The 16,889-nt window shown below is 70.1% G+C and carries 11 protein-coding genes; 5 read left to right on the forward strand and 6 right to left on the reverse strand.

What is annotated here, in order from left to right; genetic code table 11:
• Positions 1-32: 32 nt before the first annotated feature.
• The 3 genes from ACWF7A_RS26445 to recD2 all read right to left on the reverse strand — a co-directional run bounded on the left by ACWF7A_RS26445 (position 33) and on the right by recD2 (position 5,022).
• The gene (locus tag ACWF7A_RS26445) at positions 33-1,094 is read right to left on the reverse strand and encodes a serine hydrolase domain-containing protein (protein WP_452253181.1); all 1,062 of its coding nucleotides are present in this window, start codon (positions 1,092-1,094) and stop codon (positions 33-35) included.
• Positions 1,095-1,225: 131 nt separating this feature from the next.
• Positions 1,226-2,503 carry a M14 family zinc carboxypeptidase gene (locus tag ACWF7A_RS26450; protein ID WP_452253182.1) on the reverse strand — a complete coding sequence of 426 codons (1,278 nt, stop codon included), beginning with the start codon at positions 2,501-2,503 and terminating at the stop codon, positions 1,226-1,228.
• Positions 2,504-2,850: 347 nt separating this feature from the next.
• Positions 2,851-5,022: an SF1B family DNA helicase RecD2 gene (gene recD2, locus ACWF7A_RS26455; protein ID WP_452253183.1), complete on the reverse strand. Its 2,172-nt coding sequence runs from the start codon at positions 5,020-5,022 to the stop codon at positions 2,851-2,853.
• Positions 5,023-5,106: 84 nt separating this feature from the next.
• Here recD2 and ACWF7A_RS26460 point away from each other — a divergent pair, with 84 nt between their 5' ends.
• The 5 genes from ACWF7A_RS26460 to ACWF7A_RS26480 all read left to right on the forward strand — a co-directional run bounded on the left by ACWF7A_RS26460 (position 5,107) and on the right by ACWF7A_RS26480 (position 14,120).
• Positions 5,107-5,796 (forward strand): response regulator transcription factor, encoded by a 690-nt coding sequence (locus ACWF7A_RS26460; protein ID WP_452253184.1) that lies wholly within the window; start codon positions 5,107-5,109, stop codon positions 5,794-5,796.
• The gene (locus tag ACWF7A_RS26465) at positions 5,793-6,791 is read left to right on the forward strand and encodes a HAMP domain-containing sensor histidine kinase (protein WP_452253185.1); all 999 of its coding nucleotides are present in this window, start codon (positions 5,793-5,795) and stop codon (positions 6,789-6,791) included. Before ACWF7A_RS26460 ends, ACWF7A_RS26465 begins: the two co-directional genes overlap by 4 nt.
• Positions 6,792-7,254: 463 nt before the next feature.
• Entirely contained in the window at positions 7,255-9,090 is a 1,836-nt protein-coding gene (locus tag ACWF7A_RS26470; protein ID WP_452253186.1) for a DUF4153 domain-containing protein, read from the forward strand.
• Between the two features lie 99 nt (positions 9,091-9,189).
• Positions 9,190-12,927, forward strand: a complete 3,738-nt coding sequence (locus ACWF7A_RS26475) for a Pls/PosA family non-ribosomal peptide synthetase (protein WP_452253187.1) — start codon at positions 9,190-9,192, stop codon at positions 12,925-12,927.
• The gene (locus tag ACWF7A_RS26480) at positions 12,924-14,120 is read left to right on the forward strand and encodes a M1 family metallopeptidase (protein WP_452253188.1); all 1,197 of its coding nucleotides are present in this window, start codon (positions 12,924-12,926) and stop codon (positions 14,118-14,120) included. Before ACWF7A_RS26475 ends, ACWF7A_RS26480 begins: the two co-directional genes overlap by 4 nt.
• On the opposite strand, the gene ACWF7A_RS26485 is transcribed toward ACWF7A_RS26480, so the two are convergent.
• From ACWF7A_RS26485 to ACWF7A_RS26495, 3 genes are read right to left on the reverse strand one after another with little or no spacing between them, the layout of a single operon-like run.
• Positions 14,098-14,742, reverse strand: coding sequence for an NUDIX hydrolase (locus tag ACWF7A_RS26485; RefSeq protein ID WP_452253189.1), 645 nt, complete (start codon positions 14,740-14,742; stop codon positions 14,098-14,100). The two genes, ACWF7A_RS26480 and ACWF7A_RS26485, sit on opposite strands and share 23 nt — an antisense overlap.
• Positions 14,693-15,907, reverse strand: a complete 1,215-nt coding sequence (locus ACWF7A_RS26490; protein ID WP_452253190.1) for an adenylosuccinate synthetase — start codon at positions 15,905-15,907, stop codon at positions 14,693-14,695. The genes ACWF7A_RS26485 and ACWF7A_RS26490 overlap by 50 nt, the downstream gene beginning before the upstream one ends.
• Positions 15,907-16,887, reverse strand: a complete 981-nt coding sequence (locus ACWF7A_RS26495; RefSeq protein WP_452253191.1) for a hypothetical protein — start codon at positions 16,885-16,887, stop codon at positions 15,907-15,909. Before ACWF7A_RS26495 ends, ACWF7A_RS26490 begins: the two co-directional genes overlap by 1 nt.
• Between the last annotated feature and the right edge of the window lie 2 nt (positions 16,888-16,889).

Raw genomic sequence — 16,889 nt, forward strand, 5'->3', positions numbered from 1 at the left:
GTCAACCCAGCTCCCCTTTTGTTGTGCCCGGATCAGCAGAAGACCTCGGTCAGGATCTTGTTGAAGGCGTCACCGGGGTCGCCCTCGGTGGGGCCGCTGGTGGCGTTCATCTCGAAGCGCTTCTTGCTGTCCGGCGTGGTCAGCAGTTGCGAGGAGTAGCCCGGGATGCCCCCGCCGTGCCCCCACACCTTCGTGCCGCACGGCAGGGTCTCGACCTGCAGACCGAGTCCGTAGCCGGGGCTGACGGCCGTGGTCTTGCTGATCTCCTGCTGCTGCGCGGGCCTGAGCAGCTTGCCGCTCGACAGCGCGGTGACGAACGTGTCGAGGTCGCGCGTCGTGGAGATCATCTCTCCGGCGGCCCAGGCGACCGACGGGTTCAGGCGGGTGATGTCGGACGGCTTGCCCGCCACGGTCCAGTAGGCGCGGGCGTGCGGGCCGCTGATGGCGGCCTTGTTGCCGGGCACCTCGGTGTCGTCGAGGCGCAACGGCTTCAGGATCCGCTGCTCGACGGCCTTCTCGTAGGGCCTGCCGGTGAGCTTCTCGATCAGCAGGCCGGCGACGACGTAGTTGGTGTTGGAGTAGTTCCACTTCGTGCCCGGCTCGAAGTCGAGCGGCTTGGACGTGGAGAGCGCGAGCAGCTCCTGCGGCGACCAGTTCTTGTAGCGGATCTTCTCGAACTCGTCGGGGCTGAGCGGCAACGTGTCGGTGTAGTTGAAGAGCCCGCTCGTGTGCTGCAGGACCTGGCGGACGGTGATGCGGCCGTCGACCAGGCCCGGCAGGTACCGGACGACCGGTGCGTCCAGGTCGACCTTCCCCTCGCCCGCGAGCTGCAGCAGCACCGTCGACACGAACGTCTTGGTGATGCTGCCGACGCGGAACCGGCCGTTCTCCGGCACGGGCCTGGTGGTGTTCAGCGCGGCGGTGCCGGAGGTGGCGGTGAAGCGCTGCCGTCCGTCCGTGATCCTGGCCTGCACGCCCAGAGCCGCCCCGCTCTGCGTGACCTGGTCCAGAGCCTGCTGGATGACCTTGCGGTCGACGAACGACGTGTCCGCCGACGCGACCCCCACCGTGGTCAACGCCAGCAGGCTCGTCACGGTGACTGTGGCTACCAATCGAATCCCCATGCCTCACAGCTAATCGAGGCGGGACCTTGGTCCGCATCCACCTTCAGTCGTACGGAGGCCCTAGGGGATGTCCCCTGCTCCTCTCAGCAGGAGATCTCGCCTCAGTAAGGCCGTTTCGCTGCCTTCATGGCCGAAACGAGCATGGGACGCACTTTCGGCCAATGCGCGTCCTTCTGGCACGAGAACGGCGGCACGAAGCCACCGCACCGGCCCGAGCTCGTGCCGATCTCCCAGACGAAGCTCGGCACGCCCAGGTCGTCGTACACCCAGTCGTCGGTGGCACCGGACGCGTTGTAGAGCACCTCACCGGGCTGGCCCGCGGTGAACCCGGACAGCGCGGCCATGTCACCGGCCATCTTGCGCAGGGCCGCGTCGTTGCCCGACTTCTGCGTGCTCCAGCCCCACGGGAAGAGCACGTAGTTGCCGTAGCTGTGCATGGAGATCACGGCGCCGGTCGTGTCCGCGGAGGCGGCCGCGGTGTCACCGGGCGCGCGGGTGTCGCGGTAGAGCTTGCGCCACAACGACTCCAGCGCCTGCACCTCCACCTCGGAGTCGGCGCGCGGGCCGCGGTAGGTCTCGCTGCACTTGTTCGTGGACGAGCCGACCTCTCCCCAGTGCGAGCCCGCGTTGCGGTTGAGGTCGACGCCGCGCGAGCCGGAGGTGCAGGTGCCGTTGGCGTTCTTGCGCTGCAGCACGGGCGAGTCGCCGCCGGACTCGACGATCTCGACGCCGTCCGGATTGGCGATCGGGACGACCCAGACCTCCAGGTCGGCGAGCATCGCGGTGAGGTCGGAGCCGACCAGGTCGTCGACGAAGCGCCACGCCATGTCGCCGGTGGTGATCTCGCGCGCGTGCAGCTGGCCCATCACGAACAGGCGCGGCTTCGGCGCGGTCGGCGTCAGAGCGCAGTCACCTGGGCTTTTCCGCGTGATGCAGATGGCCTTCAGGTCGTAGCCGCCGCTGCCCTGCGTCTTGCGCCACGAGTCGCCGTAGTCGACGACGGTCGCGAGATCGGGGTGGGCGCGGGCGACCTCGTCGAGGTGGGCGAGGTGCGCGGTGATGGTCCGGTAGCCGCCGTAGTACGTCGCGTCGCCGAGTGAACGCGGCTCCCACTGCGACGGGGGCATCGTCTTCTCGACCGTGGACGGGAAGCCGTCGGTGCGGAGCTTCTGGGAGGTCTTCGGGTCGCCGACGACGAACAGGTCGTCGCCGTCGCGCTGTTCCAGCACGTCGTAGCCGAGGCCCAGCAACCGTTGCGCGGACTCGCCCTTCGGCGCCGGCACGCGCAGGACGTATGTCGCTTGTGGACCCTCCGCCGGCGCGGGTGCGGGACTGAGGAGGAGGGCCAGGCAGGCGAGCAGGGCGACGGCGGTCCGCATGATCGACGATGATGGTCCGTTCGGCCGGTCGCCGCCACTCCGTTCGACCGACCGGATGATTACCGTCCGGTTCTTGAGACGCCGAAAGGGCTCACTTGGCGCGCTGTGACGAAAATCAATAACATTTGGGTCAGCACCGCAGCGGTTATTGCGCAGTGAAGCCGAAACCGACTCGACGGACAGCGAGGTTCGCACGCCACCAGTCGCGAGAAGAAGCGGGAGAGCATGCCATGGATCATCTCTACAACGACGGTGTCGCTGAGAGCTCTTTCCCCTGGCGAGGCTCTCTCACGGACGACGACGAGGGCCTGGAGCCGACCATCGTGCGCAGCATGGACTGACGAAACTCAGAGCGTCTGCGCGGTCCTGAGGCGGTGGGCCAACGCCGTGTGGCGGCGGCCCGCCCCGACCGTGCGCACGGCCTGGCCGATGGCTCGCTTGCTGCCCACCAGCACGACGAGCTTCTTCGCGCGCGTCACGGCGGTGTAGAGCAGGTTCCGCTGCAGCATCATCCACGCGCTGGTCGTGATCGGGATGACCACGCACGGGTACTCGCTGCCCTGTGAGCGGTGGATGGTCATGGCGTAGGCGTGGCTGAGCTCGTCGAGCTCGGAGAACTCGTAGTCGACCTCCTCGTCCTCGTCGGTGCGGATGGTCAGCTTCTGCTCGACGGTGTCGAGGCCGATCACCACGCCCAGGGTGCCGTTGAAGACGCCGTTGCGGCCCTTGTCGTAGTTGTTGCGGATCTGGGTGACCTTGTCGCCGAGCTTGAACACCCTGCCGCCGAAGCGCTTCTCGGGCAGGTTGTCCCTGGACGGCGTCAGCGCCTCCTGGAGCACGGTGTTGAGCGCGCCCGCGCCGGCCGGGCCCCGATGCATCGGGGCGAGGACCTGGATGTCCTTGCGCGGGTCGAGGCGGAACTTGCGCGGGATGCGGTTCGCGACGACGTCGACGGTCAGCGCGGCCGCGTCCTCCGCCTCCTCGGCGCTGAAGAGGAAGAAGTCGGGCATCCCCTGGACGATCGGGTAGTCGCCGCTGTTGATGCGGTGGGCGTTCGTGACGACGCCGGACTCCTGGGCCTGGCGGAAGATGTGCGTGAGGCGGACGTTCGGGACGGGGCTGCCCTGCGCCAGCACGTCCCGGAGCACCTCCCCCGCGCCGACGGACGGCAGCTGGTCGACGTCGCCGACGAGCAGCAGGTGGGCGCCGGGCGGGACGGCCTTCACGAGTTTGTTGGCCAGCAACAGGTCCAGCATCGAGGCCTCGTCGACGACCACGAGGTCGGCGTCGAGCGGGTGGTCGCGGTCGTACGCCGCGTCGCCGCCGGGCTTGAGCTCCAGCAGGCGGTGGACGGTGCGGGCCTCGTGCCCGGTCAGCTCGGTGAGGCGCTTCGCGGCGCGTCCGGTGGGGGCGGCCAGCACGATCTTGGCGCGTTTCGCCTGGGCCAGCCGGACGATCGAGCGGACCGTGAAGCTCTTGCCGCAGCCGGGACCGCCGGTCAGGACGGCGACCTTCTGCGTCAGCGCGAGTTTCACCGCCGCGGCCTGGTGTTCCTCGAGCTCCGTGCCGAGCCAGGCGAGGGCCTTGTCCCAGTTGACGCCCGCGAAGCTCGGCATGCGGTCGTGCTCGCTGTGCAGCAGGCGTTTGAGCTGCGCGGCCATCGAGATCTCCGCGCGGTGGAACGGGACCAGGTAGATCGCGATCTCGTCGTCCGGGAGCTCCTCGCGGACCACGCCCTCCTCCTCGACCAGCTCCGCGAGGCAGTCGATGACGAGTCCGGTGTCGACCTGGAGGATCTTGACGGCGTCCGCGATGAGGGCCAGTTCGGGCAGGTAGCAGTTGCCGGCGGTGGTGGCTTCGGAGAGCGTGAACTGCAGGCCGGCCTTCACGCGCTGCGGGCTGTCGTGCGGGATGCCGACGGCCTTCGCGATGACGTCGGCGGTCTTGAAGCCGATCCCCCAGACGTCGCCCGCGAGGCGGTACGGCTCGTCCCTGACGACGTCGATGGACTTGTCGCCGTACTGCTTGTAGACGCGGACGGCGAGGCTCGTGGAGACGCCGACGCCCTGCAGGAAGACCATGACCTCCTTGATGGCCTTCTGCTCCTCCCACGCGTCGGCGATGAGCTTGGTGCGCTTCGGACCGAGCTTGGGGACCTCGATGAGCCTCTCCGGCTCGTTCTCGATGACGTCGAGGGCGTTCACGCCGAAGTGGGTGACGATCTTGTCCGCGAGCACCGGGCCGATGCCCTTGATCAGGCCGGAGCCGAGGTAGCGGCGGATGCCCTGGATCGTCGCGGGCAGGATCGTCGTGTAGTCGTCGACGTGGAACTGCTTGCCGTACTGCGGGTGCGATCCCCACGTGCCGCGCATGCGGATCGACTCGCCGGGCTGCGCGCCGAGCAGGGCCCCGACGACCGTGACCAGGTCACCTCTGCCGGTGTCGACCTTGGCGACGGTGTAGCCGTTGTCCTCGTTGGCGTACGTGATCCTCTCCAGGACCGCTTCGAGGACGTTCATGCTGCGAACCTACCTCGCGGGTCTGCACACGATCTTCACAACTTGTCCCGGCGTCCTCCACGACATACCCATAAAGTCGCCGGCATGACAGGTCAGCGCAGGGTGCTCGTCGTGGAGGACGACATCACGATCGCCGAGTCCGTGGCCGCGCGGTTGCGGGCGGAGGGCTTCGAGGTCGTGGTGGCCCACGACGGGCCGTCCGGGGTGGCGTCCGCCGCCGCGTTCCTCCCCGACCTGGTCGTCCTCGACGTGATGCTGCCGGGGTTCGACGGGCTCGAGGTGTGCCGGCGGATCCAGGCGTCGCGGTCGGTGCCGGTGCTGATGCTGACCGCGCGGGGGGACGAGACCGACCTGCTGGTCGGGCTCGCCGTGGGGGCGGACGACTACCTGACGAAGCCGTTCTCGATGCGCGAGCTGGCGGCACGGGTGCACGTGCTGCTGCGGCGGGTGTCGCGGGCGGTGTCGTCGCATTCGATGGAACTGGGCGACCTGCTGATCGACCTGGCCTCGCGCCGGGTGTCGCGGTCGGGCGTCGAGGCGCACCTGACGCCGACCGAGTACGACCTGCTGGTGTTCCTGGCCGAACGCCCGTCCGCCGTGCAGGCGCGCGAGCGGTTGCTGGCGGAGGCGTGCGGCTGGCACGAGGGGGCGTCGTCGCGGACGGTCGACAGCCACGTGAAGGCGCTGCGGCGCAAGCTCGGGGCCGACCTGATCCGGACCGTGCACGGGGTGGGGTACGCGCTGGAGGTACCCGCGCGGAAGGTGTCTCCGTGAAACGCCTGCTGGACCTGCTCGACCTGCTGCCGCGACCGCTCGACTCGGTGCGGTCGATCAAGCTCAAGCTCGGCATCGTGATCGTGGTGTCGGGATGTGTGTCCTTCGCCTACTTCCGCTACGTGACCGGGTGGCTGCCGCCGCGGACGACGTTGATCGCGCTGGTGCTGGGGCTGCTCACCTCGCAGCTGCTCGCGCACGGCATGACCTCGCCGTTGCGGGAGATGACCTCGGCCGCCCGGTCGATGGCGTCCGGTGACTACTCGCGATCGGTGCGTGCGACGTCGTCGGACGAGGTCGGGCAGCTGGCCGAGGCGTTCACGGTGATGGCCGCCGACCTGGCCGCCGCCGACCAGCAACGACGGGAACTGATCGCGAACGTGTCGCACGAGCTGCGAACACCGATCTCGGCGTTGCAGGCCGTGCTGGAGAACGTGGTCGACGGAGTGGCCGTGGCCGACTCGGCGACCATGAAGACCGCGCTGGCGCAGACCGAACGACTCGGACGCCTGGTCACCGAGCTGCTGGACCTGTCGAAGATCGACGCCGGGGTGCTGTCGCTCAACCGGGAGACGTTGTCGGTGTCCTCCCTGGTGGCCGACGTGGTGGCGGAGGCCGCGGTGGCGGCACCCACCGCCTCGTTCTCGATCGACGTCGCCGGGGATCTGACTGTTTTCGCTGATGGGGAGCGGTTGCACCAGGTGTTGGTGAACCTGGTGGACAACGCTGCCCGGCACGGACCCACCGGGGGGTTGGTGTCCGTGTCCGGGTTCGCGTCGGCAACCGCTGTGGTGCTGGAGGTCCGGGACGAAGGGCCGGGGATCGCTGTCGCGGACCGGTCGCGGATCTTCGAGAGGTTCACCCGAGGGGAGAGGGCGGGTGGTGGCGGGACCGGGCTCGGGCTCGCCATCGCCCGCTGGGTGGTGGACCTGCACGGCGGCACGATCGGAGTGGTGGACCCCGGGTCTTGCATCCGGGTGACTCTGCCTCGCTGAACTGGGCTTCTGCCCGCATCTGACTGACTCTTGTCCGCACCGCTTCGCCGGTGTGGCGGTGACGCACGCCCTTTTCGGGCTTGGGAGAGACATGACTGACGACAAGGCCGCGCGGCGGCCGAGGTACCGGAACCTGCGCAAGACCGGGTACCGGCCGGTGGCCGGGAAGCCGGAAGGCGCGCCGGAGCCCGAAGAGGACACCGAGGCAGGCTCTCGCAGGGGTACCCCCGAACCGGGAACCCCTGCGACTCAACCTACTCAGGAGGTCCGACAAGATCAGCCGGCGAGCGAGAAGGCTGCGAAGGCCACCGACACCCCCAGGCCTGCGGAGGCTGCGCCCGAACCCGCGGACGCCTCCCCGCCGGTGGAGGCTGGGCCCAAGCCCGCGGGGGCTGCACCCAAGTCCGCGGACACCTCCCAGCCTGTGGAGGCTGCCCCCAAGCCCGCAGACACCTCCCAGCCGGTGGAGGCTGCGCCCAGGCCCGCGGACACCTCCCAGCCCGCGAAGGCGGCGCCCAGGCCCGCGAAGGCTGCACCCAAGTCCACGGACACCTCCCAGCCCGCGAAGGCGGCGCCCAGGCCCGCGAAGGCTGCACCCAAGTCCACGGACACCTCCCAGCCCGCGAAGGCGGCGCCCAAGGCTGCGGAGGCTGCGCCCAGGTCCGCGGACACCTCCCAGCCCGCGAAGGCGGCGGCCAAGCCTGCGGACGCCTCCCAGCCGGTGAAGGAGCCCGAACCCGCCGCGACTCCCCAGCCCACCCCCGCCCAGCCCGCGGAGGTCGTCACCGCCACCCTCCCCCAGGCCTACCCGTGGCAGGCCCCGCCCCGCTACCCCGGGCCGACGGCCGCCATGGCCGCCCCCGGCGTCCCGTTCATGCCCTGGTGGCGCCCTCCCACGACGGGCGCGCCCGGCAAGGCCATGATCGCGGGCCTGGTCGCGGGCCTCGGGGGCGCGTTCCTGGCCGTCCCGAACAACGGCATCGGCTGGTTCCTCGCGGGGCTCGCCGGCGTCGGCGGGGTGCTGTTCTACGCGGGCAAACCGACCGTCGAACGGGCGCTGTGGCTGGCCGGGGCGCTGGCCTTCCTCGCGATGGGCTTCCTGCGCGCCGCGGAGTGGGTGTTCCCGCTCTCGCTGATGGCGTCGATGCTGTGCGGCTCGATCGCCATGGCCGGCGGCAGGACCGTGCGCGGGCTCGTGTTCGGGGCGTTGGGGGTCGGGCTGGGTGCGCTGCGGTCCATCCCGTGGGTGGCCAAGGGGTTCCGGCGCCGCGGGCCGATCGGGATCCGGCCGTTCATCTCCGTCGGTGTGGCTTTGGTGCTGTTGCTGGTCTTCGGGTCGTTGCTGGCCGGAGCGGACAAGGGGTTCAACGACTTCCTCGAAGGCCTGATCCCCGACCTGAACGTCGACGACTACGTGCAGCAGACGTTCTTCGGGGTCGTCGCGGCGATGGGGGCGCTGGGGGCCTGCTATCTCGTGGCGGCGCCGCCGGAGATCGCCGAGGACGCCGAGGTGAAGCCGGGGTCGTTGCGGCTCAAGGACTACGGGTTGCCGGTCGGTGCGCTCGTGGTGCTGTTCACCGGGTTCGTGGGGACGCAGCTCGCGGTTCTGTTCGGTGGCGAGGCCTACGTGATGAAGACGGCGGGCGTGACGTTCGCCGAGTACGCGCGGTCCGGGTTCTGGCAGCTGCTCTGGGTCACCATCCTCACGCTCGGCGTGATCGCCGGTGTCGCGCGGTTCGCCGTGAAGAAGACGCAGCGGGATCAGTTGTGGCTGCGGGTTCTGCTGGGTTCGCTGGCTGTTCTCACACTCGTCATCGTGGCGAGTGCCCTGAGTCGCATGTGGTTCTACCAGCAGGCGTATGGCTGGACGGTGCTGCGGTTGCTCGTCGCGTCGTGCGAGGTGTGGCTGGCCGTCGTGTACCTGATGGTGATCGCAAGCGGGATCTCGTTGCGCGCCAACTGGTTGCCGAAGGCGATCGTGGCCACCGGCGCCGCGTTCTTCCTCGCCGTGGTGGCGCTGAACCCCGAACGGGTGGTCGCCGACTACAACGTGTCGCGGTTCGAGGCGACGAAGAAGATCGACACGTACTACCTGTCGCAGCTGTCCGAGGACGCGGTGCCCGCGTTGGTCAGGTTGCCGCAGCACGAACGCTCGTGTGCCTTGCGGTGGATCAAAAATCGCACTCCCGAGCAGGACTGGCGGGAGTGGAACCTCGCGCGCCACAACGCGAGGAAGTCACTCGAAAGTGTTGCGGTGACTGAAGTCACCTGTGAAGGTGCATACTCATCTGAGAGGTAGTCGTTACCTGACTGTAAAGTTGCAAGGCTACCGGTTGCCGAGAGGGTGAGAAGTGACGCTGACGTGACGATCGCGGCTGAACCCGTTGTCCTTCGATCGATGTTCACTGCAGGCGAGGCGCCTTCACCGCGCACCCTGCTGGACATCCTGCGCACGAGTGCCGAGAAGCACCCGGACGCGCTGGCCGTCGACGACGGCACCACCGCGCTGACGTACCGCGCACTGATCACGGAAGTACTGGAGCTCAAGGAAAAGCTCTCCGCCGAAGGCGTCGGGGTCGGCGACCGGGTCGGCATCCGCGTGCCCTCGGGCACCGCCGACCTCTACGTCTCGATCCTGGCGACCCTCGCGGCCGGCGCGGCCTACGTGCCGGTCGACTTCGAGGACCCGGACGAGCGCGCCGAGCTCGTTTTCGTTGAGGCGCAAGTGAGTGCCGTGCTCGGCGAGGGCCGATCCCTTGTGCTGCACGGCACCACGCTCGGCGTCCCCGGAGAACCCGGCCTGGACAACGACGCGTGGATCATCTTCACGTCCGGTTCGACCGGCAAGCCCAAGGGCGTCGCCGTGACGCACCGCAGCGCCGCCGCGTTCGTGGACGCCGAGGCGAACCTGTTCCTGACCGAGGAGCCCATCGGCCCGGAGGACCGGGTGCTGGCGGGCCTGTCCGTCGCGTTCGACGCCTCCTGCGAGGAGATGTGGCTCGCGTGGCGTCACGGCGCCTGCCTGGTGCCCGCGCCCCGGTCGCTGGTGCGCACGGGCATGGACCTGGGTCCGTGGCTGGTCGAGCAGGAGATCACCGTCGTCTCCACGGTCCCGACGCTGGCCGCGCTGTGGCCCGTCGAGGCCCTGGACGACGTCCGGTTGCTGATCTTCGGTGGCGAGGCCTGCCCGCCCGAACTGGCCGAGCGCCTCGCCGTCCCCGGCCGCGAGGTCTGGAACACCTACGGCCCGACGGAGGCGACCGTCGTCGCCTGCGCGGCCCAGATGACCGGCACGGGGCCCGTGCGCATCGGCCTGCCGCTCGACGGCTGGGAGCTCGTCGTCGTGGACGCGCAGGGCGAGGTCGTGCCCATGGGCGAGTCCGGCGAACTGGTGATCGGGGGCGTCGGCCTGGCCCGCTACCTGGACGAGGCCAAGGACGCCGAGAAGTACGCGTCGCTGCCCTCGATGGGCTGGGACCGCGCGTACCGCAGCGGTGACATGGTCCGCGCCGAGCCGGAAGGCCTCGTCTTCCTCGGCCGCGCGGACGAGCAGATCAAGCTCGGCGGCCGCCGCATCGAGCTGGGCGAGGTCGACGCGGCCCTCGCGGCGCTGCCCGGCATCGCCGGTGCCGCCGCCGCCGTGCGCACGACGCGGGGCGGCAACCAGATCCTCGTCGGTTACGTGGTGGTCGACGGCGAGTTCGACCAGGAAGCGGCCATCGAGCAGCTGCGCGCCGAACTGCCGGCCGCGCTGGTGCCGATGATCGCCGTGGTCGAGACGCTGCCGACGCGCACGTCCGGCAAGGTCGACCGCGCCGCGCTGCCGTGGCCGCTCGAGTCGATGGACACCGCGGGGGTGGTGTTCTCGGGTGTCGAGGGCTGGCTCGCGGAGCAGTGGGCGGCCGTCCTGGGCGCCGGGCCCGCCTCCGAGGGCGCGAACTTCTTCGCGTCCGGCGGCAGCTCGCTCGGTGCCGCGCAGCTCGTCTCGATGGTCCGCACGCGGTATCCGAGCACGTCGGTGTCGGACATCTACCAGAACCCGACGCTCTACAAGCTGGCCCGCCGCCTGGAGTCGTACGGCGAGACGGCGGAGGTGCACGAGGTCGCGCCGACGCCGCGCTGGACCGGCGTCGTGCAGACGCTGCTGATGGTCCCGCTGCTCACCATCGCCGGTGCGCGCTGGGTCGTGGCGCTGACGGCGCTCTCGAACGTGCTGGGCTGGACGTCCGTGTCGTGGTGGTGGGTCGCCGCGGGGTTCGTGGTGTTCCTGAGCCCGGCCGGTCGGCTCGCGATCTCCGCCGGTGGCGCGCGGTTGCTGCTGCGCGGCCTGAAGCCCGGCCAGTACCCGCGTGGTGGTTCCGTCCACTTGCGACTGTGGACCGCCGAGATGCTGGCGCAGATGTCGCGCGCCACCGAGCTTGCCGGCTCCTGGGTCACGCACTACGCACGGGCGTTGGGCGCGAAGATCGGCCCGGGTGTCGACCTGCACTCGCTGCCTCCCGTCACGGGCATGCTCAAGGTCGGGCGCGGCGCCGCCGTCGAGCCCGAGGTCGACCTGTCCGGCTGGTGGCTCGACGGCGACAGGCTGCGCGTCGGCCGCGTCCGGATCGGCGCGGGCGCGACCGTGGGTGCGCGCAGCACGCTGTTCCCCGGCACCCGGATCGGCAAGAAGGCCGAGGTGGCGCCCGGTTCGGGTGTTCGCGGGTCCATCCCGACCGGTCAGCGCTGGTCAGGCGTGCCCGCCACGCGGGAGGGCAAGGCCGCGCGCTCGTTCCCGTCCCGCCGTCCGGAGCGCTCGCGCTTCTGGAACCTGATGTACGGCGTCTCGTCCGGCCTGCTGGCCGTCCTGCCTCTGCTGGCGGCGGCCCCGGCGCTGCTCTACGTGCTGCGCAGGCCCGTCTCCCTCACCTCCGCGTTGTGGGACGTCCCGGTCGCCTCCGCGATCTGGTTCGGCTCGTACGCGCTGATCGTGCTGGTCGCGGTGCGGCTGCTGGGCATCGGCATGCGCGGGGGCCACTACCCCGTGCACAGCCGCGTGGCGTGGGCGGCGTGGACGACCGAGCGCTTGATGAACAACGCGCGCACGGCCCTGTTCCCGCTGTACGCGTCCCTGTTCACGCCGGTGTGGTTGCGGCTGCTCGGCATGAAGGTCGGCCGCCACGTCGAGGCGTCGACCGTGGTCGCGCTGCCGAAGATGACCAGGGTGGGCGACGGCGCGTTCCTGGCCGACGACACGATGGTCGCGACGTACGAACTGGGCGGCGGCTGGCTGCGCATCGCCACCGCACGCGTGGGCAAGCGGGCGTTCCTGGGCAACTCGGGCATGACCGCACCGGGCCGCACCGTGCCGAAGGGCGGGCTCGTCGGCGTGCTGTCGGCGGCGCCGAAGCGGGCCAAGGCCGGCTCGTCGTACCTGGGCATGCCTCCGATGAAGCTGCCGCGCGCCGCCGAGGTGTCGGACCAGTCGCGCACGTTCGACCCGCCCAAGCACCTGATGTGGGCGCGGGCACTGGTCGAGCTGTGCCGGTTCGTCCCGGTGATGCTGAACGTGGCTCTGGTCGTGCTCGTGCTGTTCGCGCTGAAGGAGTTCGGGATCTGGGCGTCCGGCCTCGTGCTGCTGGGCGCCGGGGTGGCCGCGTGCCTGGTCGCCGTCGTCGCCAAGTGGACGCTCGTGGGCCGGTTCAAGACGCGTGAGTACCCGCTGTGGTCGGCGTTCGTGTGGCGCAACGAGCTGGCGGACACGTTCGTCGAGGTGCTCGCGGTGCCGTGGCTGATCGGGTTCTCCGGTGGCACGCCGATCATGAACCTGTGGCTGCGCTCGCTGGGCGCGTCCGTGGGCCGCGGCGTGTGGTGCGAGTCGTACTGGCTGCCCGAGGCCGACCTGGTGAAGCTGGGTGCCGGAGCGACGGTCAACCGGGGCTGCGTCGTGCAGACGCACCTGTTCCACGACCGGATCCTGCGGATGGACCGGGTGGAGCTGGGCGCCGGTTCTACTTTGGGCCCGCACGGCATCGTGCTACCGGGCGCGTCCATCGGTGCTCACACCACGATCGGACCCGCCTCGCTCGTCATGCGCGGAGAGGATGTACCGTCGGGAACCCGTTGGCTGGGCAACCCGATCTCCGCGTGGACATGAGCTTCTCCGTACACCATTACGCACTAGAGCTTGACTACAAGCCGCACTCCGCGCGCCTTTCCGGGCGTGCGGTGCTGCAGGCTTCCTGCACCTCGCTGTCGTCGTTCTCGCTGTCCTTCGGTCCGCTGCGGATCTCGAAGGTGCTCGTGAACGGCAGGCCCGCGCGCTACGGGCACGCCGGTGGCGTCCTTAACGTGCGCGCGGCCGTGCGCGGGGCCTTCACGGTCGACATCCGGTACTCCGGGACGCCCAAGCCGATCTCGACGCCGGAGTGGGGCGACCTCGGCTGGGACGAGCTGACGGACGGCTCCATCGTGGCCTCGCAGCCCATCGGGGCGCCGTCGTGGTTCCCGTGCCTCGACGAGCCGTGGTCGAAGGCCTCGTACCACCTGGAGGTGACGGCACCGTCGCCGTACACCGTGGTGTGCAACGGGGTGCTGGTCGACGGCAAGGTCTCCGGCAGCACGACGCGGTGGACGTACTCGATGGCCGCGCCGATGGCGACCTACCTCGCAACCGTCCAAATCGGACAGTACGTCGAGGCGCTGCCGGACGTGTGGGCTCCCGCCCGGCTGCGTCGGCTGGTGGCGCACGACTTCGGCCGGCAGAACCAGATGATCGAGCTGTTCTCGTCGCTGTTCGGGCCGTACCCGTTCACCCGGTACTCCGTCGTGGTGACCGACGACGCGCTCGACGTTCCCGTTGAGGCACAAGGCCTGTCGACGTTCGGCGCGAACCACGTGGACGGGCGGCGCGGCTCGGAACGGCTGGTGGCGCACGAGCTGGCGCACCAGTGGTTCGGCAACTCGGTCGGCATCGCCGAGTGGGAGCACATCTGGCTGAACGAGGGCTTCGCCTGCTACTCGGAATGGCTGTGGTCCGAGGCTTCCGGCGGCCGGTCCGCCGATGCGTGTGCCGCCGGGGCGAGGGATCTGCTGCGCAGGCTGCCGCAGAACATCGTGATCGGCCGGCCCGAGCGGGCGGACTGGTTCGACGACCGCGTCTACAAGCGCGGGGCGTTGACGTTGCACGCGTTGCGCCGCGAGATGGGCAACGACTCGTTCTTCGCGCTGCTGCGGGAGTGGTGCACTCGCCACCGGCACGGCGCGGTGACGACCGAGGACTTCCTCCTGCTGGCCGGGCACCGCGATCTGCTCAACCGCTGGCTGTTCAAGCCCGAGCTGCCTCGCTAGCCCACTTCCACACCAGCGGCGGGCGGCCTCCCTTGGGCAACGCCGCGGCGTGTTCGGTGGTGCGGCCGAGACCGGGGACGCGGTCCATCGTGCGGCCCAGGTTGGCCGGGTAGGGCCTGTCCCCGGTCAGCGACTCGGTCACGTCGAGCGCCTGCGCCGTCGTGAACTCGGGCCCGAGCAGGCCCGCGGTGAACGGCACGTCGCGCCAGAGCTTGTCCGCGAGCAACGGCCGGGAGTCGGCGACGATCCGGTCGTGGTCGAAGGCCAGCGCGGGCACGGCGTTCAACGGGGCCCACACCGCCAGGTCGCCACTGGCACGGGTCACCGTGGCCCACAGCGCGATCGACAACGTCGGGCCGCGCGGGTCACGTGAGGGCTCGTCGAACGTGGCGAGCTGCCCCGTGGCCGTCACCGACTTCTCGGTGAGGCCCAGCTTGCCGGTGACGGCCCTCGCGGTCGCGTCGCGCAGCCGCTCGCCCCTGCCCAGCAGCACGCCGGGCAGTGCGAGCTCCCCCGCGAACGGCTCCTGTGCGCGCGGTGCGACCCCCACGAGCACCGTGCGTGCGTCCGGGTCAAACCGGAGCACGATCACGTCTACCGAGACCAACGTCGACTCGATCATGTCGTGGATTGTCCCGTACGGCGTAGTCCGCCCTGGCCGGCCCCGCGCCGGTGACGAGCACGTCGACATCGAGCAGGTCCTCCAGATACGCGATCGGGTCGGGCATGTCCTCCAAGCTCGACCCGGTGGCGACCTTCAGGCCGTCCGCGCCGAGGTGCGTCACGGCCAGCCCGTCGATACCCCCACAGCAATCGACGGAATAGCGCAGCAACGCGGCGTCCAGGTGCCCGGCCCGCCAGGCGCCCTGGAACTCCCCCGTGCCGTTGTGCGGCTCCGGGAAGCGCTCCAGAACGGCCGGGTCCTCGGTCGGCAGCGGGCCCGCACCGTGCCTCGTCTGGTAGGTCCTGGTCACGCCGATCACTCTGGCTGGACGGCCTTGCAGCAGCTCACGGGCGTTGCGCGGCACGACAGTGGACCAGGTCGTGTGCGGGTGGAACCCGTAGGTCTCGTCGAGCAGGACGCCCTGGGCGCCCTCGAAGACGACCCGTCCGGCGTCGAGCAGCCCCTCGTCGCCCTGGGTGACCCTCACGGCGTCCGCGAACGCGGAGTAGAGCCCGACCAGGCCGTCGACGTCCGGGCCCTCGCCGATCAGCGGCTCGTAGAACCGGGCGAGCGCGTCCAGCCTGCGCCGCAGCGTCGCCGGGTTCCGGCAGTCGCCGACGGTGGGAGCGGGGCCCGGCTCGCCGAGCACCCGCTGCCCCTCCACCACGTCCCCCTCGTGCGCCCCGGCGAGCAGCCCGTACCAGGCCGTCTCGCCGATCCCCTTCCCGCACGAGCCGTGCCGGTCGCCTCCCCTGGCCCTCTCCCTGGCCCGGTTCGCGGCGACGTGGAACGGCGTGGTGAGCAGTGCGCCGGCGTCGACCGAGACCAGCGAGAGCGGGTTCGCGACGCCGAGCGCCTCCAGTTCACGTGACTCGGTCGCCAGCGCGATCGGCTCGACGAGCACGTACCGCGACAGCCAGGTCGGCACACCCGCGAGCGTGCCCGACCCGAACTGGCTGAAGGTGTGGTGCCGGCCGTCGGCGATCACGTTGTGCGCGGCCTGCGCGCCGCCGTTGAACCGCACGACGGTGGACACGCTCCCCTCCGCGCACAACGCGTCGACGACGGCTCCCTTGCCCTCGTCACCGAACCCCAGCCCGACGACGATCACGTGGTCGTTCATCAGCTCAGCGCCACGTCGTCGGGACCGTCGATGCCCAGCGGAGCGGCGACGACCGCACGCTTGCCGCTGCCGACCGCGACCAGCGCCTTGCCGACGGCCTTGCTCTCGGCGACCGACCCGATCTCGGCGAGGTCGACGAGCGCCTGGTCGAGGTCGACCACCTGCTCCTCCATGCCGATCGTCGCCGCGATGAGCTCGCACACCGCGCCGGGGTCGTCCAGCTTGAGGAAGTTCTGGCCGAGGATCGTCCGCCAGTGCTCACCGATGCTGTCGTCGTTGTAGTACGACGACTGGTTGGGCAGGATGAAGTAGACGTGCCACTTGCGGGCGAGCTCGCGGTACACCGACACGGGGTCGATGTCCTGCTTCACGTCGTCGCCGATGATCCGGCGGATGTGCTTGGCCTCCAGGCGCGGCTTGTTCAGCTCGTCGCCGATGATGAACAGGTAGCCCTTGCGGCCGCGCTTCTGCCACGCGTCGGTGACCACGTGCCGGGCGACGAAGTACGCGGCCAGCTCGTAGGACTCGCTCTTCTGCCCGCCGCCGTTGCCCTCGAGGAAGATGTCCCGCAGCTGCTCGTCCATGCGGTTGTCCGACTCGAACTGCCCGACCTGCAACGGCACCCGGTCGCTGTCGGCGTCGCCGATGCCGCCGAACATCAGCTGCGGGTCGGCGAGATATCCCTTGCGCTGCAACAACCCGTGCAGCTTGCCGAGCTTGCCCTGCATGATCCGCGGCACCGCGCCCATCGACCCGGTGACGTCGAACAGCACCGCGATCGGCGTCGAGTCGGCGTGGTCGGGTGAGTCGCGGCACTCGCGGTACGCGACGTTGTGCGGGTCGAGGCTCGGCGCGGCCTTCCAGCTCGACGCGGGGTTGCCCTTGATCGAGGCGGTGTAGCCGAAGTCCGCGATTCCCTTGGCCGCGCGGAAGGTCTTGGCCGCGGCGTACGCGTTGTCATCCCACTTGCCGTGTCCCATGG

The sequence above is a fragment of the Lentzea sp. NPDC055074 genome (assembly GCF_053608005.1).

Coding starts and splice junctions, on each gene's coding strand:
- ACWF7A_RS26450 (WP_452253182.1), bottom strand. CDS start 2,503: ATGCGGACCGCCGTCGCCCTGCTCGCCTGCCTGGCCCTCCTCCTCAGT.
- recD2 (WP_452253183.1), bottom strand. CDS start 5,022: ATGAACGTCCTCGAAGCGGTCCTGGAGAGGATCACGTACGCCAACGAG.
- ACWF7A_RS26460 (WP_452253184.1), top strand. CDS start 5,107: ATGACAGGTCAGCGCAGGGTGCTCGTCGTGGAGGACGACATCACGATC.
- ACWF7A_RS26475 (WP_452253187.1), top strand. CDS start 9,190: ATGTTCACTGCAGGCGAGGCGCCTTCACCGCGCACCCTGCTGGACATC.
- ACWF7A_RS26480 (WP_452253188.1), top strand. CDS start 12,924: ATGAGCTTCTCCGTACACCATTACGCACTAGAGCTTGACTACAAGCCG.
- ACWF7A_RS26485 (WP_452253189.1), bottom strand. CDS start 14,742: ATGATCGAGTCGACGTTGGTCTCGGTAGACGTGATCGTGCTCCGGTTT.
- ACWF7A_RS26490 (WP_452253190.1), bottom strand. CDS start 15,907: ATGAACGACCACGTGATCGTCGTCGGGCTGGGGTTCGGTGACGAGGGC.
- ACWF7A_RS26495 (WP_452253191.1), bottom strand. CDS start 16,887: ATGGGACACGGCAAGTGGGATGACAACGCGTACGCCGCGGCCAAGACC.